The organism is Massilia pinisoli, assembly GCF_024753285.1.
GTDB classification, from domain to species: Bacteria; Pseudomonadota; Gammaproteobacteria; order Burkholderiales; family Burkholderiaceae_D; genus Telluria; species Telluria pinisoli.
In genome coordinates this window covers 233,993-255,430 of the sequence record NZ_JANUGW010000002.1, presented here as the reverse complement: position 1 = coordinate 255,430, position 21,438 = coordinate 233,993, and the positions used below count along the sequence as shown (strand labels likewise).

Below are 21,438 nucleotides of genomic sequence, written 5' to 3'. Positions count from 1 at the left end.
TCAGCCCTGCTCCGCCAGCGCGATGCGGCGCCGGATGCGTTCCACGGCAGCGGCATCGCCTGCGGCACGTGCGCGCTGTTCCTGCACACCGAGCCACGCGAGCAGCGGGCGGCGCCAGCCCTGGGTCGACGCCGTCTCGACGGCCGCCGCGATGTCCGCGGGCGTGATGCGGCCGGCCTTCATCAGTGCCCCCGCCGCCACGAGGCGCGACAGTGGATCGGCGACGCCGGCCAGCGCGCCGCTCGCGACGACGGCCCGGTGCTGTTCCGGCAGCAACGCCGCGTCCAGCCCCTGCCAGCGGCCGTCCAGGTAGGCGGCGTAGGCGCGCTGCGCCGGCGTGGCGTCGCCCGCCAGCGCCGCGAAGCCCGCGCAGTCGTAGTCGAGCGCCGCCGCGTGCACGCCGCAGCGCATGAGTTCCGCCTGGGCGACGATGTCGAACCGTCCCGTGCTCGCGCTCGCGCGGCGGGCGCGCGCGAACTCCGCGTCGGCGGCGGCCGAGTCGCCGCGCAGGAAGTCGTCCGTGAACCCGTCCAGCGCGCTCTTCGCATCGCCTTCCCAGGCGGGCGGCTGGAGTTTGCTGGCGCAGCCGCACAGCGCGGCGACGACGACTGCGGCGAGGAGTGGTTTCGTCATCATGGCAGCTTGATCTCCGTGTCGCGCTTGAACGGCCATTTGCGGTTGATCTCGTCGACGAGGCGGTTCACCTTGCGCAGGCTCGCATCGACCTCGCCGCGCAGCCGACCCAGGTCGTCCGTGGCGGCGTGCGCGTTCTTGGCGACGGCCTGCGCCTCGGCCAGCACGCCGTCGGCCTTCTGCAGGGTGCCGCGCGCGTCCGCCAGCAGGTGGTTCAGTTCGCGGATCGCACCCTGCGTATCGTCCATCACGCCGTTCTTGCCGAACACGCGCTGGTCCGCCTTCGCGAGCAAGACGTCCACGCGGTGCAGGGTCTGCAGCAGCTTTTCCGCCTCGGCGTCGCTACCCAACGCCGTGCCGAGGGCGCCGTAGCGGCCCGACAGGCGACCGGACAGCGCGTCCACGTTGGCCAGCGTGTTGCCGATGTGGGAGTCGGGGCGGGTCATCGTCTCCAGGTTTTCCAGCAGGGTGCGCGCGGTCGCCAGCAGGCGCGGGATCTCGGCCGCCGCATCGCCCCGCAGCACGGGGCGCTGGGCATGGTCGGGCAGCGGCGGATCGGTCAGCACGCCGCTGTAGGCGCGCAGCCGGGTCTCGCCGACGACGCTGCTCTCGAGCGTGAAGACGCTCGTCGTGCGCAGCCATTTCGCATCGTTCTGCGCGATGTCGACGATGATGTTCACCTTGCCGTCCTTGCCCAGTTCCACCTGGCGCACGCGGCCAATGGGAAAGCCGGCAAAGCTCATGTCCATGCCGGGGATCACGCCCGAGGAATCGTCGGCCACGAGCACGAGTTCCTGCTTCTTTTCGAACACGCCGCGGGCGTACATCACGTACAGGAAGAAGGCGACGATCAGCGCGCCGATCAGCACGAGCAGGAACAGCGCCTTCGCTTCCACGTGTTTCGGTTCGTCGGGAGGAATGTCTTTGTCGTTCATCGTTTAAATGTATTTGACGGCCAGCGAACTGGCCTCGATCAGCAGCAGCACGAACAACAGCCGCAGCGCGCCGGGCTGCACGTTCGTGCGCAGGAGACGCGGCCGGCGCAGCAGTTCCAGGATGGCGGCGCTGGGGATCACGGCCACGGCGAGCCCGAACAGCACCGTCTTGAACACGAAGCCCAGGGTCACCGCCGGATCGAACACGCGGCCCACGGTGCGCGTGTAGTCGGGCAGGCCCCACGGCGACAGGCCGTACACGTTCAGGTACGCGAGCACGAGGACGATGGTGCTCGACACCATGGCGAGGCTCAGCACGGAAAATGCGTTGGCGATCACCTGCGGGACGAGGTCGCGGCGCAGGCGGCGCAGGGTCTCGGCCGTCGCCTCCCCGGCCGGGACGCCGACGCGCGCCAGGCCCATGGCGCTCGCGTCGAACGCCATGCTGGCCCGCAGCGCGGCGAACATCGCAGCCGACAGCGGCAGCAGCTCCAGCACGAGCACCCGCACGACCATCTCGAGCGCGTAGCGCGACAGGCCGTAGCTCTGCGCCGTCACCAGGACGATGCGGATGATGACGAGGCTCAGCAGCGCGGTCAACGTCGTGAACCAGGGCAGCACCTGCCACGTGCTCGCATAGATGTAGCGCGACGTGGCGAGGCGGTTGGCGCGGTGGTACGTCGACGGCGACAGCGCCATCACGAGCGCGACGGCGCCCAGGTGCAGCATGGCCCACCAGCTGGCGGCGTAGCGCGCGGCCAGGACGCCCCACAGGCGCGGTTTGACGTACAGAAGTGAAGTCATCGACATATTATGTAGGGTGGACGGCTCTGCCGTCCACGCGGTGATACGCAACGGCTACGATGTCGTGCGCGAATCCGGGGCCGGTAACAATCACCGCGTGGACGGGGAACCCGTCCACCCTACGTCCTCCTGGCCTCTTGCACACCCTTGACTTCGGCGATCGCCGCGAGCGCCTTCTGCAACTGGCCGGTGGAGCCGATCTCCGCCGTGAACACCATCTTCGCGAACCCCTTGCTGCTCTGCGTATTCACGCCGATCACGTTGATCTTGGCGATCGCGAGCACTTCCGAGATGTCGCGCAGCAGGCCTTGCCGATCCGTCGCGAGGATGAAGATATCGACGGGGAACACGGTTTCCTGCCCCGTCGCGCCCCACTCCGTCTCGAGCACGCGTTCCGGGCTCTTGGCCGCCATCTCGGCGAAATTCTTGCAGCTCGCGCGGTGGATCGACACGCCCTTGCCGCGCGTGACGAAGCCCACGATCGGGTCCGGCGGCGCCGGCTTGCAGCAGCGCGCCAGCTGCGTCATGAGGCCTTCCGTGCCGACGACGAGCACGCCGGACTTGGCGCCCTGCTCCACGCTCGATGCGCGGCTCTTGTTCACGACGGCTTCGTCCGGCACCGGCGCGGCCGGCGCCGCATCGTGCAGCGCCGCTTCCACGTGACGCAGGCTGAATTTTTCCTTGCCGACGGCGATGAACAGATCGTCGACCTTCGTGAACCCCAGCTTGTGCGCGAGCGCGTCGAGATTCACGGCCGTCTTGCCTTCGCGCTGCAGCGATTTCTCGACGAGGGCGCGGCCGTGGGCCAGGGTCTCGGCCAGTTCCAGCGCGTGGAACCAGGCGCGGATCTTCGAGCGCGTGCGGCTCGACACCGCGTAGCCGGGACTGAGCCAGTCGCGCGACGGTCCCTGGCTGCCGGCCGGGCCTTTCGCCGTGATGACTTCGCACGTCTGGCCGTTCTTCAGCGGCGTGTTCAGCGGCACCATCACGCCGTCGACCTTCGCGCCGCGGCAGCGGTTTCCGACCTCGCTGTGCAGGTGGTACGCGAAGTCGATCGGCGTGGCACCGACGGGGAGTTCGAGCACGCGCGCCTGCGGCGTCAGCACGAAGATGCGGTCGTCCAGCGTCGTCGACTTGAGTTTCTCGACCCATTCGCGCTGCAGCTCTTCCTGGCCCGTGACGGCGCTCGCGACCTCCGTCTTCCACGCCAGCAGCTGGCGCAGCCACGCGATCTTCTCGTCGTATTCCTGGCTCTTGAAATTCGAGCCGCCTTCTTCCTTGTAGCGCCAGTGCGCCGCGACGCCGTACTCAGCGAAATTGTGCATCTCCTGCGTGCGGATCTGCACTTCCAGCGGCCGCCCGTCCTCGGCCGTGACGACCGTGTGCAGCGACTGGTAGCCGTTCGCCTTCGGGCGCGAGATGTAGTCGTCGAATTCCTTCGGGATCGGCGTCCAGATGTTGTGGACGACGCCCAGCACCGTGTAGCACGTCTTGATATCGTCGACGATCACGCGGAACGCGCGCACGTCGTACAGCTCGGAGAAGTCGAGCTCCTTGCCGCGCATCTTCTTCCAGATGCTGTAGATGTGCTTCGGCCGGCCGAAGACCTCGGCCTTGATGCCTGCGGTCGACAATTCCTTCTGCAGGCGCGTGATCGACGATTGCACGAAGCTCTCGCGCAGCATGCGCTTCTCTTCGAGCATCTTGGCGATGCGTTTATACGTGTCCGGCTCCATCATCCGGAACGACAGGTCTTCCAGTTCCCACTTCAGCTGGAAGATGCCGAGGCGGTTGGCGAGCGGCGCGTACAGGTCCAGCACTTCGCGGCCGTAGTTGCGCGTCACGTCATCGAAGCGCTTGTGCTCCGCGAAGAAACGCAGGCTCGCCACGCACGACGCGAGGCGGATCAGCACGACGCGCATGTCGCTGGCCATCGCCAGCAGCATCTTGCGCAGGGTTTCGACCTGCGCCATGGCCTCCTGGGCCGCATTCTTGCCGCGCCCGACGGGGGCCTGGGCCGCCGTCAGGTCGCGCAGGCGGATCAGCTGGTGCACGCCGCGCACCATGTCCGCCACTTCCTTGCCGAAGCGCTCCTCGAGCGCCTCGGTCACGCCCGGCTCCGCGATGGCCAGCTCGAACAGCAAGCCGGCGATGCGGGTCTCGGCATCGCTGCGCAGCAGCGCGAGCGTGCCGGCCACACCCAGCGAGAACTCGAACGCGCTCTGGCCGGTGCTGGCCGTGCGTTCGCCATACGACGCGACCGCGAAGTCGAGCGCGCCTCTTACGCGCGCGCAGTCGTCAGGGCCGAGTCCGTGGACCAGCTGGGTGGTGGCGTCGCCGAGCGCGACAATCGATACCATCGCGCTGCGTTACGCCTGGGCGGCCACGACGACGATTTCGACGAGGCAGGCCGGATCGGCCAGCTTGGCTTCGACCGTGGCGCGCGGCGGCGTCGCGCCCGGCACGACCCACGTATCCCACACCGTGTTCATCGCCGGGAAATTGGCCATGTCGGTGATGAAGATCTGCGTCGACAGGATGCGGGTCTTGTCGCTGCCCGCTTCCGCCAGCAGGCGGTCGATATGGCCCAGCACTTCGCGCGTCTGGCCGACGATGTCCGCCTTGTTGTCGCTGGCGATCTGGCCGGCGAGGTACACGGTACCGTTGTGAATGGTGACTTCGGACAGTCGTTTGCCTACGTGCAGTCGTTTGATTTCCATGCTTTTCTCTATCGCTTGATAAGTCGTAAAACCAGGCCTTGCGGCCGCTTCGCCCGGCCGTGGCCGAACACCTCCGGCTTGCTTCAGCCGGTCAAAAATTCCCGCGCGATCGCGATCTGGGCAGGCTGCACGAACGTGGGCGCATGGCCCACACCCGCGATCTCCTTGATCTCCGGCCGCGGTCCGCGCCGCGTCATCTCTTCCGCCGTCGCGCGCGACAGCAGGTCGGACTGTTCGCCGCGCACGAGCAGGGTCGGGCAGCGGATCGCATCGTAGGCGGCCCACAACTGCGCCTGGTCGCGCGCCACCTGTTCCGGCGTCAGCGCCTTGAACGGGGCCGCCAGGTTGAGGTCGTAATGGAGCGCCCAGTGGCCGTCGGACCGCTGCACGAGCACGTCGCGCGCGAGCTTGTCCCACTCCGCGTCGCTGTGCGGCCCGAACGGCGTGGAGACCATGCGCACGTACATGACGCCCTCGTCGAACGTCTTGAAACGGATGTCCTGGCCGATGTAGTCGCCGATGCGCGCCATCGCGGCCGGGTCCAGCACGGGCCCAATATCGTTGATGACCATGCGGCGGATGGGGCTGCCCTCGAGCGACGCGAGCCCGATCCCGATCAGGCCGCCCATCGACGTGCCGAACCAGTGGACGCCCTCGTCGTCGCCGTGCGCCGTGACGCGTGCAATGAGCGTCACCATGTCGGCCACGTATTGCGGGATGACGTAGAGCTTCGGATCGCGCAGCTTGTCGGAGCGGCCGCGGCCCACGACGTCCGGGCAGACGACGCGGTAGCGGTCGGACAGCGCGCGCGCCAGCGCGTCGAAGTCGCCGGACACGCGCGTCACGCCGTGCACGCACACGAGCACGCGCGTGTTGGCGGGATCACCCCATTCCTTGTACGCCATGCGGTGCAGGCCGGCGGGCGAACTGCACAGCACGGATTTCAGCTTCGGTTCGCTCATTTTCAAAGTTCCGACGATCACCATGCAACCACCGCAAACATCAAGGGTCCGGGCGGGCGCCAACATTTTACCCGTTGGTGCGATTACAATTCTACCAAGTCTCGCCCCGGATCACCCGGGCTCATAGAAAACTGACCACGAGAAAGAGGAACGCATGAAATCCACCATGTTAAGCGGCAAGACTGCAACCGTCACGGGCTCGACGTCGGGCATCGGCCTCGGCATCGCGCGCGCGCTGGCCGAGCAAGGCGCCAACATCGTGTTCAACGGCTTCGGCGACGCCCAGCAGATCGAGAAGCTGTACACGGACGTCGGCCAGGAATTCGGCGTGCAGACCGCTTACCACAATGCCGACATGTCGAAGCCGGAGCAGATCGCCGCGATGATGGCGTTCGCGGGCGAGAAATTCGGCGGCGTCGACATCCTCGTCAACAACGCGGGCATCCAGCACGTCGCGAACGTCGAGGATTTCCCCGTCGAGAAATGGGATGCGATCATCGCCATCAACCTCAGCTCCGCGTTCCACACGACCCGCCTCGTCCTACCCTCGATGAAGCAGAAGAACTGGGGCCGCATCATCAATCTCGCATCGGCCCACGGCCTCGTCGCATCGGCGCAGAAGTCCGCGTACGTGGCGGCGAAGCACGGCCTCGTCGGGTTCACCAAGTCGACGGCGCTGGAAACGGCGCAGACGGGTATCACGTGCAACGCGATCTGTCCGGGCTGGGTGCTGACGCCCCTGGTGCAGAAGCAGGTCGACGACCGCGCCGCGCGCGACGGCATCAGCAACGAGCAGGCGAAGAAAAACCTGCTGCTGGAAAAACAGCCGTCCGGCGAATTCGTCACGCCGGAGGAGCTGGGCGCGCTCGCCGTGTTCTTCTGCAGCCCCGCCGCGAACCAGGTGCGCGGCGTCGCGTGGAACATGGACGGCGGCTGGGTCGCACAGTAAATGGATGACGACATCGAGATCCCGGGCCTGCACGACGCTTGCCTGGAGCTCGCCCACGTCGTGCTCGCGGCCGGGCAGCCGGAGGTGTCGCGCGACATCCTGGAAACGCTGGCCGCGCGCTTCGAGCGCGAGGCGGCCGACTTCGCGCTGCTGGTGGGGAACGCCGGTCGCGACACGGCACTGCTCGCGCGCGCTGTGCACTACCTCGTCGATGCCCACGCGCTGCCGCTGATGGGCACCGACATGGAATGGTTCCGCCAGGCCCTCGCCTGCCTGGTCGAGCTGGCCGTGCCCGGTATCGCGCTGTCGTCCAAGGGCGCCGCGTTCCTGCACGACGTGGAGACGGGCATCGCGCAGGCGCTGCAGGATCTCAACTGAGCGCGGGCGGTCACGGCGCCGACTGCGGTTCGGTCGCATGGAGGTCGTCGATCGCCTTGTTGTACTCCCGCGATGCCTTGATGCGGTCCAGGTAGCGGATCGTGCGGCGCCTGTCCATGCCGATGGCGTACTCGAGAGCACCGCGCACGCCGCAATACGCCCGGCAGCTTGCCGGCGCATCGGGCGTGGCGCGGTCCGTGAGTGTCAGCTCGCCATGCTCCACGCTCACTTTCAATGCACATGGCGGCGCGTCGGGCACGAACGACGGCGCGGGATCGTGGTACACGAAAGCGCCGTGTTCATAGCGGCCCATTCCGGCGATGTCGCACATGTGCCCGTTGTAGAAATCGAGGTGCGCACGCACGTACACATGGTCGGCATCGTAAGGCACGATCTCGATCACGTCTTCGGCCTGGTACGGCACGTCGGCCTCGCCCGGTGCCTTGCCGGGTGTGATCGTCGCGCTCATGAAGCGGTGCTTGTACACGCCCGCCATCTTTGCCATCAGCCGGGCAGGTTCCTGCGCGGACGCGGCGCACGCGCACGACACCGCCACCAGCAGGACAAGGAATCGCAGAGTCATCGGTCGGCCCCTATATTCGGAATGACAGGCAATGATAGATCATCCGGCCGCCGCGCGGCTCGCCTGCTCGGCTATGATCGCCTTTCGATCATCACGCCACGAAAGGACGAACGATGCGCAACCGCACGAAGACCTTCATCGCCGCGCTGTCGCTGCTGGCCGGCATGCTGCCCGGCGCATACGCCGCCGACCAGCGCCCCGTCCTGCTGACACCCGACCGCGTCTGGACGGGCGACGGCGTGCCGCACGGCGGCTGGAGCGTGCTCGTGTCACAAGGCCGCATCCAGGCGGCGGGGCCGACCGGCACCCTGGCCATCCCCGCCGACGTCGACCGCATCGACCTGCCCGGCAAGACCTTGATCCCGGGCCTGATCGACCTGCACTCGCACGTGCTGCTGCACCCCTATAACGAAACGACGTGGGACGACCAGGTGCTGAAGGAAGCGCCCGCGTACCGCATCGCGCTCGCCGTGCGCCACGCGGCCGACACGCTGCAGGCCGGTTTCACCACGTTGCGCGACCTCGGCACGGAAGGCGCCGGGTATGCCGACGTCGGCATCAAGCGCGCCATCGACGAGGGACAGGTGCCGGGCCCGCGCCTGTTCGTGGCCACGCGCGCCATCGTCGCGACCGCGAGCTACGGTCCGGCCGAGCGCTCGTACCGGCCGGACATGGACATCCCATACGGCGCCCAGCAGGCGACGGGTGTCGACGAAGCGACGAAGGCCGTGCGCGAACAAGCGTCGCACGGCGCCGACTGGATCAAGTTCTATGCCGACTACCGCACGGGTCCTGATGGCAGCACGCGGCCCACGTTCACGCTCGACGAGATGAAGGCGATCGTCACGGCCGCCCACACGAGCGGACGCAAGGTGGCCGCGCACGCCAGCAGCGACGACGCGATCCGGCTGGCGGTCCTGGCCGGCGTCGATACCGTCGAGCACGGCTATGGCGCCAGCGAAGCGACGTTCCGCCTGATGCTGGAACACAAGACGGCGTACGTCCCCACGTTGACGGCGCCGGAAGCCATCGGCGAATACTTCCAGCACTACGTGCGCGGCGGCACGCCCACGCCCGCGATGCAGCAGGCCGAGCGCGCATTCCGCATCGCGCGCCGGCTCGGCGTAACGATCGGCAACGGCAGCGACGTCGGCGTGTTCGCGCACGGCACGAACGAACGCGAGCTGGAGTGGATGGTCCACCTGGGCATGACCCCGACGGAGGCATTGCGCGCGGCCACCGTCGTCGCGGCGGGCATCCTCGACCGCAACGATCTCGGGGCGATCCGCGGCGGCATGCTGGCGGACGCGGTGGCCGTCGACGGCGACCCGACGTCCGACATCGCCGCGCTGCGCAAGGTCGTGTTCGTCATGAAGGGCGGCACCGTCTACCGCCGGCCATAGGTTGATTGGCGGCCCAGGTTATTCAGCAAACCCAGGTGTTGGTATCAGGCACGGCGTTGCGGTTTTCCACAATAGCCCGTGCAGATATTTTGCGTGATGATGACCGTGTTACTAATAGCGCATGAAGCCTAGCCATGAAAAAACCATTCTATAAAGTCCTTTATGTCCAGGTATTGTTTGCGATTATCGTGGGGGTCCTGCTGGGCATCTACGATCCGGGCATCGCAACGGCGATGAAGCCTTTGGGAGACGGCTTCGTCAAACTGATCAAGATGATCATCGCCCCGGTGATTTTCTGTACCGTCGTCGCCGGTATCGCCGGCATGCAGGACATGAAGAAGGTCGGCCGCGTGGGCGGCAAGGCCCTGATCTACTTCGAGATCGTCTCGACGTTCGCACTGGCCATCGGCCTGATCGTCGCCAACGTCATCAAGCCGGGCGCCGGCTTCAACGTCAACGCCGCCACGCTGGACACGCACGCGATCGCCCAGTACACGGACAAGACCAAGTCGCTGTCCACGGTCGACTTCCTCATGAACATCATCCCGAACACGTTCGTGGATGCGTTCGCCAAGGGCGAAATCCTGCAGGTGCTGTTCATCGCGATCCTGTTCGGCTTCGCGCTGTCGATGATGGGTGAACGCGGCCGTCCGCTGACCCGCTTCATCGACGACATGTCGCACGCCATCTTCGGCGTCGTGAACATCATCATGAAGGCCGCCCCGATCGGTGCCTTCGGCGCCATGGCCTTCACCATCGGCAAATACGGCGTCAAGGCGTTGATCCCGCTGGCCTCGCTCGTCGGCTCGTTCTACCTCACCTGCGCGCTGTTCGTCGTCATCGTGCTGGGCCTGATCGCCCGCATGACCGGCTTCTCGATCTTCCGCTACCTCGCCTACATCAAGGAAGAGCTGCTGATCGTCCTGGGCACGAGCTCGTCGGAAAGCGCCCTGCCGGCCCTGATGCGCAAGCTGGAAAAGATGGGTTGCCCGAAATCCGTCGTGGGCCTCGTCGTGCCGACCGGCTACTCGTTCAACCTGGACGGCACCAACATCTACATGACGATGGCCGCCCTGTTCGTCGCCCAGGCCACGAACACGGACCTCACGCTGACCCAGGAACTCACGATCCTGTTCGTCGCGATGCTGACGTCGAAAGGCGCTTCGGGCATCACCGGCGCCGGCTTCATCACCCTGGCCGCCACCTTGGCCGTCGTGCCGACGATCCCGGTTGCGGGCATGACGCTGATCCTCGGCATCGACAAGTTCATGAGCGAATGCCGCGCCCTCACCAACATCATCGGCAACGGCGTCGCCTCGATCGTCGTGTCGAAATGGGAAGGCGAACTGGACCAGGCACGCCTGACCGCCGAACTGAAGAATCCGAGCCCGGACGACATGACGTCCGACCTGCATCCGGTCCGCGAAGCCGCGTAAGCCACACGACCGGAACGATTCCTCGTTCAGACGCCGGGTTCGCCCGGCGTTTTTTGTGTGCAGCAGCCACAGCCGCGCCTGCCCGCCTGTCTCCGCAGCGGTTCCTCGTGCGTGTCAGCGGGTGCGCCGCGGCAAGTTTTCCAGGCGGAAGATCACGTCGACAGGTTGGCGCAGCTTCAACGCGGGCACCGCCAGCAATTGCTCGCGATCGACGTCCTGCGCGCGCGCCCGGTCCGCGCCGCCGCCGCGCAGGAACTCGGCGCGTTCCAGGCCCATCGCCGTGCTGAGGTTCTTCAGCGTTTCCGGCGTCGCGCCCATCAGCCCGCCGACGCGCCGTCCTCCCGCCGCCGCCATCACGTCGGCCTGGCGGCGTGCATCCTGGATGGCCTGGGTCACGAGTTCGTCGTGGATCGTGTCCATGTCGCTGCGATCGAAGGCGGACGCGAAGCCGTCGAGGTTGGCCTTGCCGAGCAGGCCGCCGGCCAGCGCGGCCCAGTTGGCGACGTTGCGCACGTTGATATGGACGTCGCAGCGGAGCTCGTACACCGGCGCGCCGTTCGCCGCGCGCTCATCCTTGCGGATACCCTGGCGCACCTCGCGCACGACAACGTCGCCCGCCTCGATGCCGAGCTGCCGGGCCAGGTCGCGCACCTCGCCCACCCGCGCCTCGAGGACGGCGCGGGCCGCGGCCGGGTCGGCGTCGGGCACGACGATCTCGAAGTCGAGACTGGCAATGTCGGGCACGACGGCCTGGAACGAACTCCCCGTGACGTGCACGAACGGGTAGTCGGGGACGGACGCCGCGCCGGCGCCGTTTGACACGAGCAAGAGGACGAGGGCGGCGGACCGCAGGCGGGTTTTCAGCATGGACACTCCCTTTTTTAGACAATGATGTCTATGTTAGAAGCGGATGGCTTATCGGCGCAAGCGGCGACGCTTGAAATAATCTTGTAGACAACTTGATCTAGACGAGCTAGTCTAGATTTATCGACCACGTTCCGAAGACCGCCATGGCCAAATCGCCCGCTCTCCCCAAGCCCACGCCCGCCGAACTCGACCTGTTGCAGGCACTGTGGCCGCTCGGCTCGGCCACTGCGCGCCGGGTCCACGAGGAAATCGTCAAGGAGCGCCCGGACGTGACGTATGCGACCGTGCTGCGCCTGATGCAGATCATGCACGGCAAAGGTTTGCTGATCCGGGACGAGAGCGAACGGTCACACGTGTACGCGCCCGCGCACCCGCAGGAATCGCTGCAGTCGAATCTGTTGAAAGACCTGATGCAGCGCGCCTTCGCAGGGTCGGCCAAGGCGCTCGTGCTGGCCGCGCTCAAGAGCGGCATCTCGAAAAAGGAACGCGAGGAGATCGAACAACTGCTGAAAGATGGAGACGACCAATGAGCGCCGGGCTCGTCAACGGACTGTTGTCGGGCTTGCTGCCGACCAGCTTGCTCGCGCCGCTGCCCTCGCCCTTGCCCGATGCGTGGACTGATGCGCTGACCAGATTGCTGTCGGCGCTGTCGAGCGGGTTCGTGCCCAGCCTCGGATGGACGCTGCTGCACTTCGTGTGGCAGGGCGCGCTCATCGGGTGCGCGACGGCCGTGCTGCTCGTGGCGCTGCGCAATGCGCGTCCCGAACGCCGCTATGCCGTGGCGTGCCTGGCCCTGCTGCTGTGCGTCGCCTGGCCCGCCGTCGATTTCGTGACGATGCTGCTGGACGGCCGCGACGTGGCAGCTGCGCGCATGTTGCCGCTGGCGTCGGCACCCGCGGCCGCGTCGAGCGACGCCGTTGGCCTGCTCGCCTGGCTACAGCGGCATCTCGACGGGATCGTCGGCGCGTGGGCAGCCTGCGCCGCCGCGTTCGGGCTGCGCATGGCGCTCGGACTCGTGTGGGTCGGGCGCGCATCGCACGGACGGGCTGCCGTGGCGCAGAGCAATGAGGAACGCGTCTGGCAAACCAAGCTGGCCCAGCTGGCCACCCGCTACGGCATCGATCGCACCGTGCGCCTGCGCATCGTCGACAGCCTGGCCAGCCCCGTCACGGCCGGCTGCTGGCGCCCGATCGTGCTCGTGCCCGCCGCCCTCGTGACGGGCATGCCGCCGCAACTGCTGGAAGCGCTGCTGGCGCACGAACTTGGCCACGTCCGGCGCCACGACTATCTCGTCAACCTCATGCAGACCGTGATCGAGGCCCTGCTGTTCTATCACCCGGCCGTGTGGTGGCTCTCGCGCCGCATCCGCCACGAACGCGAGCAGATCGCCGACGATTTCGCCGCCCGCCGGCTGGGCGAACCGCGCCGCCTGGCACGGGCCCTGTCGGAACTGGAACGCCTGCAGTTTTCCAGCCACCACCTGGCCCAAGCCGCGGCGGGCGGCGACCTGATGGCGCGCATCCGCCGCCTCGTCCGTCCGGATCCTCAGGCGCTGGACTGGCGCGCCGCGATTCCGGTGCTCGGCCTCGTCCTCGCGTGCGCGGCGAGCGCCCACGCGCTGGCGACGCGCGACGCCCCGGTCGTCCGGACGGCCGGCCTCACGCGGCCCGCCGTCGCGGACTTCTCGACGTGCAGCAAACCGCACTACCCGCAGGCCGACATCGCGGCCTACCACGAGGGCACCGTCACGTTGAACTTCCGTGTGGACGCCACGGGCTTCGTCACGGCCTCGACCATCCTGCAGTCCAGCGGCTACGCCAGCATGGACGAGGCGGCGCGGGCCGCCCTGTACCGGTGCCGGTTCGTGCCGGCACTGCGCGACGGACAGCCCGTCCCGGCGTGGCAGCCGGTCCAGTATGTCTGGACGCTCGCGTGACCTGACGTCGCCGCGTTGAGCGGCCGGGCGGTCACGCCCTCATTCATCGACGAAGCATTCGCGCAAGACGGCGCGCGGCGCCCTTACGCCCTCATGAACTGAAGGTCATCAGTTCCCACCACAAGGAGAGCACCATGTCCCGCATCATCCGCACCACGCTGCAATGTCTGTCCATCGCCCTCGCCTGCGCCGCGTCCGCCCACGCGGCACCGCAAGGCGACAGCAGGGCCGAGGTCGACTTCAAGAGCTGTGCAAAGCCGCAGTACCCGCACGCCGACGTGTAGGCCGTTCATGAAGGCACGGTCACGCTCGGCTTTCTCGTCGACGAGAACGGCAAGGTCAAGGATTCGAAGGTGAAGGCGTCGAGCGGGTTCCCCACGCTGGATGAGGCCGCGCGCTCGGCGCTGGCGCAGTGCAGTTTCCAGCCCGCACTCAAACACGGCAAGGCCGTTCGGCAATGGGCCGCGGTCAAGTACGTGTGGACGCTCCGCTAGCGAAGGAACGACCGGACGGCGCCGCGGCTCCGTCCGGAGGACGTCAAACGCTTGACACGTCCAGTTCGGCCGACGTGGCCGCCACGACCTCGTCCTTCGTGACGCCGGGCGCCAGCTCCACGAGCTTCAGACCCTTGTCGGTGACGTCGATGACACCGAGGTCGGTGATGATGCGGTCGACGACGCCGACGCCCGTCAGCGGCAGGTCGCATTTCTTGAGGATCTTGTGGCTGACGGAGCCATCCTTGCCTGTGGCCACGTGCTCCATCACGACGACGACACGCTTGACGCCGGCCACGAGATCCATTGCGCCGCCCATCCCCTTCACCATCTTGCCCGGGATCATCCAGTTGGCGAGATCGCCCTTTTCCGACACCTGCATCGCGCCGAGGATCGCCAGGTTGATCTTGCCGCCGCGGATCATGCCGAACGAGTCGGCCGAGCTGAAGTAAGCGGCGCCGGGCAGCGCCGTCACGGTCTGCTTGCCGGCGTTGATCAGGTCGGCGTCGACCTCGTCCGCGGTCGGGAACGGGCCGATGCCCAGCAAGCCGTTTTCCGACTGCAGGAACACTTCGATGTCCTTGGGGACGTAGTTCGCCACCAGGGTGGGCAGGCCGATGCCCAGGTTCACGTAGTAACCGTCCTGCAGTTCCTTGGCCGCGCGCGCAGCCATTTCATCACGAGTCCATGCCATGTCTGTCTCCCTGGTCTTATGCTTGACGCACGGTGCGCTGTTCGATGCGCTTTTCCGGCGTCGGGTTGTGAACGATGCGGTGCACGAAGATGCTCGGGGTGTGCACCTGGTCCGGATCGATCTCGCCGATGTCGACCAGCTGCTCGACTTCCACGATGCAGACCTTGCCCGCGGTCGCGACGTTCGGATTGAAGTTGCGTGCCGTCTTGCGGAACACGAGGTTGCCGGCACGGTCGGCCTTCCAGGCCTTGACGAGGGAGACGTCGGGCACGAGCGAGCGTTCCATCACATACATCTCGCCATCGAATTCGCGGGTTTCCTTGCCGTCCGCGACGATGGTGCCGTACCCGGTCTTCGTGAAGAACGCGGGGATGCCAGCGCCGCCGGCGCGCAACTTCTCGGCCAGGGTGCCCTGCGGGGTGAATTCCAGTTCCAGTTCGCCGGCCAGGTACTGACGCGCGAATTCCTTGTTCTCGCCCACGTACGAGGCGATCATCTTCCGGATCTGACGCGTCGTGAGCAGCTGGCCGAGGCCGAAGTCGTCGACGCCGGCATTGTTCGAGATGGCCGTCAGGTTCTTGACGCCGGAATCGCGCAGCGCGAGGATCAGCGCCTCCGGAATACCGCACAGGCCAAAACCGCCCACGGCGATCGTCTGGCCGTCGGCGACAACCCCTTCCAGCGCGGAGCGCGCATCTGGATACACTTTGTTCATACCCGTCCCTTTAATCGTTAAGCTTCAAGCGTGGATGAGCCGACAGGAGCTCTTTCTGTACAGCAGAGTAGAATTCGAGAATAGAATACGGCCCTCCAAAGCACAATACCGTAGAAATACCGGCAAGCGCCTCGCGCGGGAACAGTCGACCACCATCAAATGAACGCATCATACGCCATCGATTACGAGTTGATTTTCCAGCACGCGCCCGTCGGCATGTGCATCTCGGTGAACCGCGTGATCCAGTCGTGCAACCACGCGCTGGCGGCGATGTTCGGCTACCAGCGCACGCAGCTCGACGGCCAGTCGTTCTCGGTACTGTATCCGACCATGGACGAGTTCCTGCGCACGGGCGACCGCATCATTCCCATCATGAACGCGAAGGGCCGCTACTCGGACGAGCGCATCATGCGGCGGGGAAATGGAGAGCTGTTCTGGTGCCACGTGACGGGCCGCGCGCTCGACCCGGCCGAGCCGCTGGGCGCCGGCGTGTGGACGTTCGAGGACGTCAGCGAAAAGCGTCCGGTCACGGCCGAACTCACGCCGCGGGAGCGCGAGATCGCGGCGCTGCTCGTCGAAGGCAAGACGAGCAAGGTAATCGCGCGCGAGACCGATCTGTCGCCGCGCACGGTGGAGATGCACCGGGCCAAGCTCATGCGCAAGTTCTCGGCGTCGACGTCGTCGGAACTCGTGCACAAGCTCGTCGGCATGGCGCGCTGATCAGCCGGGAGGCAGTATCTCGCGCAGTCGGGCCGGCAACGGCACCGATTTCTCGGCCGCGAAATCGATCCACACGACCTTGCCGCCACCTTCCGCGGCAACGACGTCGGCACGGCCGTCCGCATTGACCATGCGGATCTCGTGCGTCACGTCGAAGCTGGAGCGCCCCGCAGGACCTGCGAACGTGCGGATTTCGATCTCGCCCGGATACTTCAGCTGTTTGATGAACGAGCAGTGCGCGGTGACGATCACCGGTCCCTGCCCCTGGATGTCGAGGTCGCCCGCCGCCTGTTCGAGGAAGGCGATGCGCCCGCTCTCCATGTACCGGAAATACACCGTGTTGTTCACGTGGCCGAATGCGTCCATGTCGCCCCAGCGGATCGCCTGGCGCATGACGTGAACCTGCTTCTTTTCACTCATTGTTGCTTGATTCGATAAAGGAAAATCGTCCCCGCCGCGCGCGGGCGCGGCGGGCCGTGTCATGCGGACGGAATGATACGGGGCTTCGGGCCCCGCGTCCTAGAGGAAGGACTCGACGGCGAGGCTCACTGCGCCGTCATGCCGTCGTCGGCCGTGATGATGGCGCCGTTGATGAAATGGGCTTCTTCCGCGGCGAGCAACAGCAGCAGGCCGTCGAGGTCTTCCGGCCGGCCCGTGCGGCGGCGCGGCAGCATCTCGATCAGCTTCTTGCCCTGCTCCGTGTCGAAATAATCCTCGTTCATCTCGGTCGCGATATAGCCCGGGCAGATGGCGTTCACGTTGATGCCGTAGCGGCCCCATTCGACGGCCATCGCCTTCGTCATCTGCACGACGCCGGCCTTGCTCATGCAGTACACGCCGATCTGCGGCAGCACGCGCAGGCCCGCGACCGACGCGATGTTGACGATGCGGTGCTGCTTCTTCGGATCGCCCTTCGCGCGCTGGATCATGCGCTTCGCGGTCTGCTGGGCCATGAAGAACGCGCCGCGCAGATTCGTGTCCATCACGTAGCCGTAGTCTTCCTCGTTCACGTCGAGCAGGCGCTGCGTGGTCGACACGCCGGAGTTGTTGACGAGGATGTCGATCGGCCCCGCCTCCGTCTCCGCGTGGGCGATCGCGGACTTGATGCTCGCGAGGTCCGTCACGTCCAGCGCGACGACGTGGGCCGCGCCGCCCTCGGCCTCGATCTCGGCGCGCAATTCCTTCAGGCGTTCGATGCGGCGCGACGCCAGCACGACCTGGGCGCCGGCACCGGCCAGCGCCTTGGCAAAACGCGCGCCCAACCCGCTCGACGCGCCCGTGACCATCGCGATCTTTCCTTCGAAATTGACTTCAATACCCACGTTACGCCCCCTGTCCCCGAACTAAATTCTGTTGCGAAGCCATAATGATTGCACACTTCACCTATTTCACGCCGATTAGATTGGCGCGTCTAATAGTTGCCCTACAATGACGCTCGACGTTGCCAACGAGCGCAAAAAAGTGCACACTCGTGCTTAAATTTAATCACTCCAATAAGACATGACTCAGCCCAACACCCTCCTCGAAGAATACGGCCCCCGCGAAGCAATGGAATACGACGTGGTCATCGTCGGCGGCGGCCCCGCCGGCCTGTCGGCCGCGATCCGCCTGAAACAGCTCGCTGCCGAAAAAGGCCAGGACGTGTCGGTGTGCGTGCTGGAAAAAGGCGGCGAGCTGGGTGCGCACATCCTCTCGGGCGCCGTCATGGACCCGCGCGCGCTGAACGAGCTGTTCCCGAACTGGAAGGAGCTGGGTGCGCCGCTGAACACGGCCGTTACGGAAGACCGCATGCTGTTCCTCACGGAGACGAAGTCTTACCAGACGCCGTCGTTCATGATGCCGAAGATGCTGACCAACCACGGCAACTACGTGATCTCGCTGGCGAACGTCGTGCGCTGGCTGGGTCAGCAGGCGGAAGCGCTGGGCGTCGAGATCTTCCCGGGCTTCCCGGCCGCGGAGATCCTGTACAACGACGACGGTTCCGTGAAGGGCGTCGCGACCGGAAATATGGGCGTCAACCGCCACGGCCAGCCGACGGACGCCTTCCAGCTGGGCATGGAACTGCACGCGAAATACACGCTGTTCGCGGAAGGCTCGCGCGGCCACCTCGGCAAGCAGCTGATGGCGAAATACGACCTGAACAAGGGCAAGGATCCGCAGACGTACGGCATCGGCATCAAGGAACTGTGGGAAATCGATCCGGCCAAGCACCAGCCGGGCCTCGTGGTCCACACGGCCGGCTGGCCGCTGCCCAACGACACGTACGGCGGCTCGTTCCTGTACCACCTCGAAAACAACCAGGTCGCCGTCGGCTTCATCGTCGGCCTGTCGTACCAGAACCCGTACCTGTCGCCGTACGAGGAATTCCAGCGTTATAAAACGCATCCCTCGATCCGCCACTTCTTCGAAGGCGGCAAACGCATCTCGTACGGCGCGCGCGCGATCACGGCGGGCGGCCTGCAATCGCTGCCGAAGACCGTGTTCCCGGGCGGCGCACTGATCGGCTGCGACGCCGGCTTCCTCAACACGAGCCGCATCAAGGGCAGCCATGCCGCCATCAAGACGGGCATGCTCGCGGCCGACGCCGCCTACGCCGCACTGGGCGCGGGCCGCCAGCACGACGAACTGACGAGCTATCCGGCCGCGTTCGAGCAGTCGTGGCTGCACGAGGAACTGCACGTGGCGCGCAACTTCAAGCCGTGGATGAGCAAGGGTCTCGTCCTTGGCACCCTGATGACCGGCATCGACCAGATCCTGTTCAAGGGCAAGGCGCCGTGGACCCTGCGCCACCAGCACGCCGACCACGAATGCCTGCGCCCGGCGTCCGACTTCAAGCCGATCGTGTATCCGAAGCCGGACGGCAAGCTGACGTTCGACCGCCTGTCGTCCGTGTTCATCTCGAACACGAACCACGCGGAAGACCAGCCCGTGCACCTCACGCTGAAAAATCCGAACGTGCCGGTCGAGATCAATCTCGCCAAGTTCGCGGGTCCGGAACAGCGCTACTGCCCTGCCGGCGTGTACGAATTCGTGAAGACGGACGAGGGCAACGATCGCCTGCAGATCAATGCGCAGAATTGCGTGCACTGCAAGACGTGCGACATCAAGGACCCGACGCAGAACATCGTTTGGGTCACGCCGGAAGGCGGCGGCGGGCCGAATTACCCGAACATGTGATGAGCAAACGGCGGAGCGATCCGCCGTTTTTCATTGGTGGCCGCGGTTGACGTGGCGCTCCGCGCGCCGCTGCACCGCTTCGAAGAACAGGCTCAGCAGCCAGTACACGCCGGCGGCCGCCACGTACAGCGGCAATGGCCGGAACGTCACGGCAATCAATTCCTTCGTCGCGAGCATCAGCTCGCTCACGGTGATGACGGACACGAGGGCCGTGTCCTTGATCAGGCTGATCAACGTATTGCTCATCGCCGGCACGGCCACGCGCAGCGCCTGCGGCAGGATCACGAGGCCCAGCGTCTGGCGGTACGTGAGGCCGAGGCTGAACCCGGCATTCCACTGGCCCGCCCCGACGCCGAGAATGGCGCCACGCAGGCTTTCCGACAGATACGCGCCCGCGTTCAGCGACAGCGCGAGGACCCCGGCCGTGACCGGCGTGAAGGCGATGCCGATGCCCGGCAAGCCGTAGTAGATGACGAACAACTGCACGAGCAGCGGCGTGCCGCGGAACGCGCTCACGTACAGCGCGGCCGGCCAGCGCAGCGGCGCCCACGGCGCCACGCGCAGGACGGCGGTCGGGAAGCCCAGCACGAGCCCGCCGGCCATCGACGCCACCGCGAACGCGAGCGTCGTGCCGGCCCCTTTCGCCAGCACGGGGGCCGCCTCGCGCAGCAGGTCGACGAGTTCCGTGAGCGCGGCCAGGGATGTCACGGGGCGTGCGTCGCGTCGACGCCGAACCACTTCAGCGACACCTGCTTCAGGCTGCCGTCCGCGCGCGCCTCGTCGAGGGCCTTGTCGATGGCCGCATGGAATTTCGGATTGCCTTTGCGGAAGGCAATGCCCGTGCGCTCGACATCGCCCACGCGCGCGCCCGCGCGGATCGGCAGCTGCGAATTCTTCAGCAGATACGCGACCATCAGGCTGTCGTTGAGGGCGGCATCGATGCGGCCGAACGCGAGGTCCTGCAGGTTCTCCGGCGCGGCCGGATAATGCTTGACCTCGATGCCGGGCACGGCGCGCACCTGCTGCTCGAACACGCTGCCCTGCCCCACGCCGACGGTCCGCCCCTTGAGGTCGGCGAGGCTGCGATAGGTCGCTTCCTCGTTGCGGCGCACGATCAATTGCGGCGCGGAGTACGTGTAAGGTTGGGAAAAATCGAACGCCTGCTGGCGCCGCGGCGTGATGCCGACCTGGCTCACGATGGCGTCGTATTTGCCGGCAGCGAGGCCCGCGAGGATAGCCGCCCATTCCGTCGTCACGAATTCCGGCTGCACGCCCAGCTTCGCGCACACGAGCTTGGCGACGTCGACGTCGTAGCCCGCAAGCTGCCCCGTCTTCGCATCCTTGAAATTAAACGGCGGATACGTCCCTTCCATTGCGATGCGCAAGGTGCCGCGCGCCTTGACCGTGTCGATGAGGTCCGCCGCGCGGACGGGTGCGGCCACGACCGCCAAGCCGGCGGCCAGCGCCGCAGTGGACAGCAGCGCGCGCCGCGTGGTGTTCAGGAATCGAATGTGCATCGGCTCAGCTCGTCGTTCGGACATCGCTGATTTAACACCGAATCGCGCCTATGCGCAAAGGAAATATTGTCGTAAATATATGCTAAAACTGTCGCCGCCCATGCTTGCCGAAGTTGTGCCCCGTGACGATCAGCGAACTCTCGACGAGGGTCGACAAACCCAGCAGCAACTGCACGAGCTTGTCGTCCGGCAGCACCCAGGTCGTGCCGGCCGGCTGCTCGGCGCCCGTCGCGGCCATGATCAGCGGCGCGACCCAGCCGGCGTCCGGCTCGACGTCGAGGATGACGGCGTCGGCCGCCGTCTGCATATAGATGTCGCCGCCGGGCGCGAGGCGGAAGCGCACGCCGACGCCCGTCTCGTGCGGCTTGACGAGCTCGTGCATCGCGCGGTCGTGCTCGGCTATCCACAGCTCGACGTCCTGCGGGGTCTCCAGCGACGTCCACGGGACGGGGCGGAAACGGGGACGTTCGGTGTCGTTGTTCTGGTTGGCGTCGTGCGTCATGGGTGAGATCGAT

At 66.3% G+C, this 21,438-nt stretch carries 24 protein-coding genes and 1 pseudogene; 10 read left to right on the top strand and 15 right to left on the bottom strand.

Going from position 1 to position 21,438, the window contains the following annotated elements:
* The 6 genes from NX784_RS03365 to NX784_RS03340 all read right to left on the bottom strand — a co-directional run bounded on the left by NX784_RS03365 (window position 1) and on the right by NX784_RS03340 (window position 6,054).
* On the bottom strand, window positions 1-636 hold the full coding sequence (locus NX784_RS03365) for a hypothetical protein (RefSeq protein ID WP_307735767.1): 636 nt from the start codon (window positions 634-636) through the stop codon (window positions 1-3).
* Complete coding sequence (locus NX784_RS03360; protein ID WP_258815284.1) at window positions 633-1,568, bottom strand: MlaD family protein; 936 nt, start codon at window positions 1,566-1,568, stop codon at window positions 633-635. Before NX784_RS03360 ends, NX784_RS03365 begins: the two co-directional genes overlap by 4 nt.
* 3 nt (window positions 1,569-1,571) lie before the next feature.
* Window positions 1,572-2,378: an ABC transporter permease gene (locus tag NX784_RS03355; protein ID WP_370662902.1), complete on the bottom strand. Its 807-nt coding sequence runs from the start codon at window positions 2,376-2,378 to the stop codon at window positions 1,572-1,574.
* Window positions 2,379-2,491: 113 nt separating this feature from the next.
* The gene (locus tag NX784_RS03350) at window positions 2,492-4,732 is read right to left on the bottom strand and encodes a RelA/SpoT family protein (protein ID WP_258815282.1); all 2,241 of its coding nucleotides are present in this window, start codon (window positions 4,730-4,732) and stop codon (window positions 2,492-2,494) included.
* Between the two features lie 9 nt (window positions 4,733-4,741).
* The gene (locus NX784_RS03345) at window positions 4,742-5,092 is read right to left on the bottom strand and encodes a RidA family protein (protein WP_166860414.1); all 351 of its coding nucleotides are present in this window, start codon (window positions 5,090-5,092) and stop codon (window positions 4,742-4,744) included.
* An 83-nt stretch (window positions 5,093-5,175) separates the two neighbouring features.
* Window positions 5,176-6,054, bottom strand: a complete 879-nt coding sequence (locus NX784_RS03340; protein ID WP_258815281.1) for an alpha/beta fold hydrolase — start codon at window positions 6,052-6,054, stop codon at window positions 5,176-5,178.
* 154 nt (window positions 6,055-6,208) lie between these two features.
* Here NX784_RS03340 and NX784_RS03335 point away from each other — a divergent pair, with 154 nt between their 5' ends.
* Window positions 6,209-7,003, top strand: a complete 795-nt coding sequence (locus NX784_RS03335) for a 3-hydroxybutyrate dehydrogenase (protein ID WP_258815280.1) — start codon at window positions 6,209-6,211, stop codon at window positions 7,001-7,003.
* Window positions 7,004-7,381 carry a hypothetical protein gene (locus NX784_RS03330; protein WP_258815279.1) on the top strand — a complete coding sequence of 126 codons (378 nt, stop codon included), beginning with the start codon at window positions 7,004-7,006 and terminating at the stop codon, window positions 7,379-7,381.
* A 10-nt stretch (window positions 7,382-7,391) separates the two neighbouring features.
* Here NX784_RS03330 and NX784_RS03325 read toward each other — a convergent pair whose 3' ends face one another.
* Window positions 7,392-7,964 (bottom strand): hypothetical protein, encoded by a 573-nt coding sequence (locus NX784_RS03325; protein WP_258815278.1) that lies wholly within the window; start codon window positions 7,962-7,964, stop codon window positions 7,392-7,394.
* 113 nt (window positions 7,965-8,077) lie between these two features.
* Here NX784_RS03325 and NX784_RS03320 point away from each other — a divergent pair, with 113 nt between their 5' ends.
* Together NX784_RS03320 and NX784_RS03315 are read left to right on the top strand one after the other, a co-directional pair.
* Window positions 8,078-9,367 carry a metal-dependent hydrolase family protein gene (locus tag NX784_RS03320; RefSeq protein ID WP_258815277.1) on the top strand — a complete coding sequence of 430 codons (1,290 nt, stop codon included), beginning with the start codon at window positions 8,078-8,080 and terminating at the stop codon, window positions 9,365-9,367.
* A 134-nt stretch (window positions 9,368-9,501) separates the two neighbouring features.
* Window positions 9,502-10,803, top strand: a complete 1,302-nt coding sequence (locus tag NX784_RS03315) for a dicarboxylate/amino acid:cation symporter (protein WP_258815276.1) — start codon at window positions 9,502-9,504, stop codon at window positions 10,801-10,803.
* A 114-nt stretch (window positions 10,804-10,917) separates the two neighbouring features.
* On the opposite strand, the gene NX784_RS03310 is transcribed toward NX784_RS03315, so the two are convergent.
* Window positions 10,918-11,670, bottom strand: coding sequence for an SIMPL domain-containing protein (locus tag NX784_RS03310; RefSeq protein WP_258815275.1), 753 nt, complete (start codon window positions 11,668-11,670; stop codon window positions 10,918-10,920).
* A gap of 143 nt (window positions 11,671-11,813) precedes the next feature.
* On the opposite strand from NX784_RS03310, the gene NX784_RS03305 reads away from it, so the two are divergent.
* The 4 genes and pseudogenes from NX784_RS03305 to NX784_RS28905 all read left to right on the top strand — a co-directional run.
* Window positions 11,814-12,200 carry a BlaI/MecI/CopY family transcriptional regulator gene (locus NX784_RS03305; RefSeq protein ID WP_258815274.1) on the top strand — a complete coding sequence of 129 codons (387 nt, stop codon included), beginning with the start codon at window positions 11,814-11,816 and terminating at the stop codon, window positions 12,198-12,200.
* Window positions 12,197-13,606, top strand: coding sequence for a M56 family metallopeptidase (locus tag NX784_RS03300; RefSeq protein WP_258815273.1), 1,410 nt, complete (start codon window positions 12,197-12,199; stop codon window positions 13,604-13,606). The genes NX784_RS03305 and NX784_RS03300 overlap by 4 nt, the downstream gene beginning before the upstream one ends.
* A gap of 134 nt (window positions 13,607-13,740) precedes the next feature.
* Window positions 13,741-13,890 carry a hypothetical protein gene (locus NX784_RS03295; RefSeq protein ID WP_258815272.1) on the top strand — a complete coding sequence of 50 codons (150 nt, stop codon included), beginning with the start codon at window positions 13,741-13,743 and terminating at the stop codon, window positions 13,888-13,890.
* A gap of 18 nt (window positions 13,891-13,908) precedes the next feature.
* Window positions 13,909-14,100: pseudogene (locus NX784_RS28905) on the top strand (energy transducer TonB); the annotation flags it as partial.
* Between the two features lie 43 nt (window positions 14,101-14,143).
* Here the strand turns inward: NX784_RS28905 and NX784_RS03290 are convergent.
* On the bottom strand, window positions 14,144-14,794 hold the full coding sequence (locus NX784_RS03290) for a 3-oxoacid CoA-transferase subunit B (protein ID WP_258815271.1): 651 nt from the start codon (window positions 14,792-14,794) through the stop codon (window positions 14,144-14,146).
* A gap of 16 nt (window positions 14,795-14,810) precedes the next feature.
* On the bottom strand, window positions 14,811-15,509 hold the full coding sequence (locus tag NX784_RS03285) for a CoA transferase subunit A (RefSeq protein WP_258815270.1): 699 nt from the start codon (window positions 15,507-15,509) through the stop codon (window positions 14,811-14,813).
* Between the two features lie 159 nt (window positions 15,510-15,668).
* Here NX784_RS03285 and NX784_RS03280 point away from each other — a divergent pair, with 159 nt between their 5' ends.
* Window positions 15,669-16,229, top strand: a complete 561-nt coding sequence (locus NX784_RS03280) for a PAS and helix-turn-helix domain-containing protein (protein WP_166860391.1) — start codon at window positions 15,669-15,671, stop codon at window positions 16,227-16,229.
* Here NX784_RS03280 and NX784_RS03275 read toward each other — a convergent pair whose 3' ends face one another.
* A complete protein-coding gene (locus NX784_RS03275; RefSeq protein ID WP_258815269.1) occupies window positions 16,230-16,649 on the bottom strand; it encodes an acyl-CoA thioesterase in 420 nt (139 codons plus the stop codon).
* A 125-nt stretch (window positions 16,650-16,774) separates the two neighbouring features.
* Window positions 16,775-17,551, bottom strand: coding sequence for an SDR family oxidoreductase (locus tag NX784_RS03270; protein WP_258815268.1), 777 nt, complete (start codon window positions 17,549-17,551; stop codon window positions 16,775-16,777).
* 178 nt (window positions 17,552-17,729) lie between these two features.
* Between NX784_RS03270 and NX784_RS03265 the strand changes: the two genes are divergently transcribed.
* Window positions 17,730-19,406, top strand: a complete 1,677-nt coding sequence (locus NX784_RS03265) for an electron transfer flavoprotein-ubiquinone oxidoreductase (protein ID WP_258815267.1) — start codon at window positions 17,730-17,732, stop codon at window positions 19,404-19,406.
* 30 nt (window positions 19,407-19,436) lie between these two features.
* On the opposite strand, the gene NX784_RS03260 is transcribed toward NX784_RS03265, so the two are convergent.
* The 3 genes from NX784_RS03260 to NX784_RS03250 form a co-directional block, all read right to left on the bottom strand.
* The gene (locus NX784_RS03260) at window positions 19,437-20,114 is read right to left on the bottom strand and encodes an amino acid ABC transporter permease (RefSeq protein WP_258815266.1); all 678 of its coding nucleotides are present in this window, start codon (window positions 20,112-20,114) and stop codon (window positions 19,437-19,439) included.
* The gene (locus tag NX784_RS03255; RefSeq protein WP_258815265.1) at window positions 20,111-20,923 is read right to left on the bottom strand and encodes a transporter substrate-binding domain-containing protein; all 813 of its coding nucleotides are present in this window, start codon (window positions 20,921-20,923) and stop codon (window positions 20,111-20,113) included. The genes NX784_RS03260 and NX784_RS03255 overlap by 4 nt, the downstream gene beginning before the upstream one ends.
* Before the next feature lie 82 nt (window positions 20,924-21,005).
* Window positions 21,006-21,425 (bottom strand): hypothetical protein, encoded by a 420-nt coding sequence (locus NX784_RS03250; protein WP_258815264.1) that lies wholly within the window; start codon window positions 21,423-21,425, stop codon window positions 21,006-21,008.
* Between the last annotated feature and the right edge of the window lie 13 nt (window positions 21,426-21,438).

Bases quoted from the DNA above. Each gene is read 5' to 3' on its own strand.
- NX784_RS03285 (WP_258815270.1), bottom strand. From the start codon at position 15,509: ATGAACAAAGTGTATCCAGATGCGCGCTCCGCGCTGGAAGGGGTTGTC.
- NX784_RS03360 (WP_258815284.1), bottom strand. From the start codon at position 1,568: ATGAACGACAAAGACATTCCTCCCGACGAACCGAAACACGTGGAAGCG.
- NX784_RS03305 (WP_258815274.1), top strand. From the start codon at position 11,814: ATGGCCAAATCGCCCGCTCTCCCCAAGCCCACGCCCGCCGAACTCGAC.
- NX784_RS03250 (WP_258815264.1), bottom strand. From the start codon at position 21,425: ATGACGCACGACGCCAACCAGAACAACGACACCGAACGTCCCCGTTTC.
- NX784_RS03325 (WP_258815278.1), bottom strand. From the start codon at position 7,964: ATGACTCTGCGATTCCTTGTCCTGCTGGTGGCGGTGTCGTGCGCGTGC.
- NX784_RS03355 (WP_370662902.1), bottom strand. From the start codon at position 2,378: ATGTCGATGACTTCACTTCTGTACGTCAAACCGCGCCTGTGGGGCGTC.
- NX784_RS03280 (WP_166860391.1), top strand. From the start codon at position 15,669: ATGAACGCATCATACGCCATCGATTACGAGTTGATTTTCCAGCACGCG.
- NX784_RS03300 (WP_258815273.1), top strand. From the start codon at position 12,197: ATGAGCGCCGGGCTCGTCAACGGACTGTTGTCGGGCTTGCTGCCGACC.
- NX784_RS03275 (WP_258815269.1), bottom strand. From the start codon at position 16,649: ATGAGTGAAAAGAAGCAGGTTCACGTCATGCGCCAGGCGATCCGCTGG.
- NX784_RS03350 (WP_258815282.1), bottom strand. From the start codon at position 4,732: ATGGTATCGATTGTCGCGCTCGGCGACGCCACCACCCAGCTGGTCCAC.
- NX784_RS03340 (WP_258815281.1), bottom strand. From the start codon at position 6,054: ATGAGCGAACCGAAGCTGAAATCCGTGCTGTGCAGTTCGCCCGCCGGC.
- NX784_RS03295 (WP_258815272.1), top strand. From the start codon at position 13,741: ATGTCCCGCATCATCCGCACCACGCTGCAATGTCTGTCCATCGCCCTC.
- NX784_RS03315 (WP_258815276.1), top strand. From the start codon at position 9,502: ATGAAAAAACCATTCTATAAAGTCCTTTATGTCCAGGTATTGTTTGCG.
- NX784_RS03365 (WP_307735767.1), bottom strand. From the start codon at position 636: ATGATGACGAAACCACTCCTCGCCGCAGTCGTCGTCGCCGCGCTGTGC.
- NX784_RS03330 (WP_258815279.1), top strand. From the start codon at position 7,004: ATGGATGACGACATCGAGATCCCGGGCCTGCACGACGCTTGCCTGGAG.
- NX784_RS03310 (WP_258815275.1), bottom strand. From the start codon at position 11,670: ATGCTGAAAACCCGCCTGCGGTCCGCCGCCCTCGTCCTCTTGCTCGTG.
- NX784_RS03335 (WP_258815280.1), top strand. From the start codon at position 6,209: ATGAAATCCACCATGTTAAGCGGCAAGACTGCAACCGTCACGGGCTCG.
- NX784_RS03255 (WP_258815265.1), bottom strand. From the start codon at position 20,923: ATGCACATTCGATTCCTGAACACCACGCGGCGCGCGCTGCTGTCCACT.
- NX784_RS03265 (WP_258815267.1), top strand. From the start codon at position 17,730: ATGACTCAGCCCAACACCCTCCTCGAAGAATACGGCCCCCGCGAAGCA.
- NX784_RS03345 (WP_166860414.1), bottom strand. From the start codon at position 5,092: ATGGAAATCAAACGACTGCACGTAGGCAAACGACTGTCCGAAGTCACC.
- NX784_RS03320 (WP_258815277.1), top strand. From the start codon at position 8,078: ATGCGCAACCGCACGAAGACCTTCATCGCCGCGCTGTCGCTGCTGGCC.
- NX784_RS03290 (WP_258815271.1), bottom strand. From the start codon at position 14,794: ATGGCATGGACTCGTGATGAAATGGCTGCGCGCGCGGCCAAGGAACTG.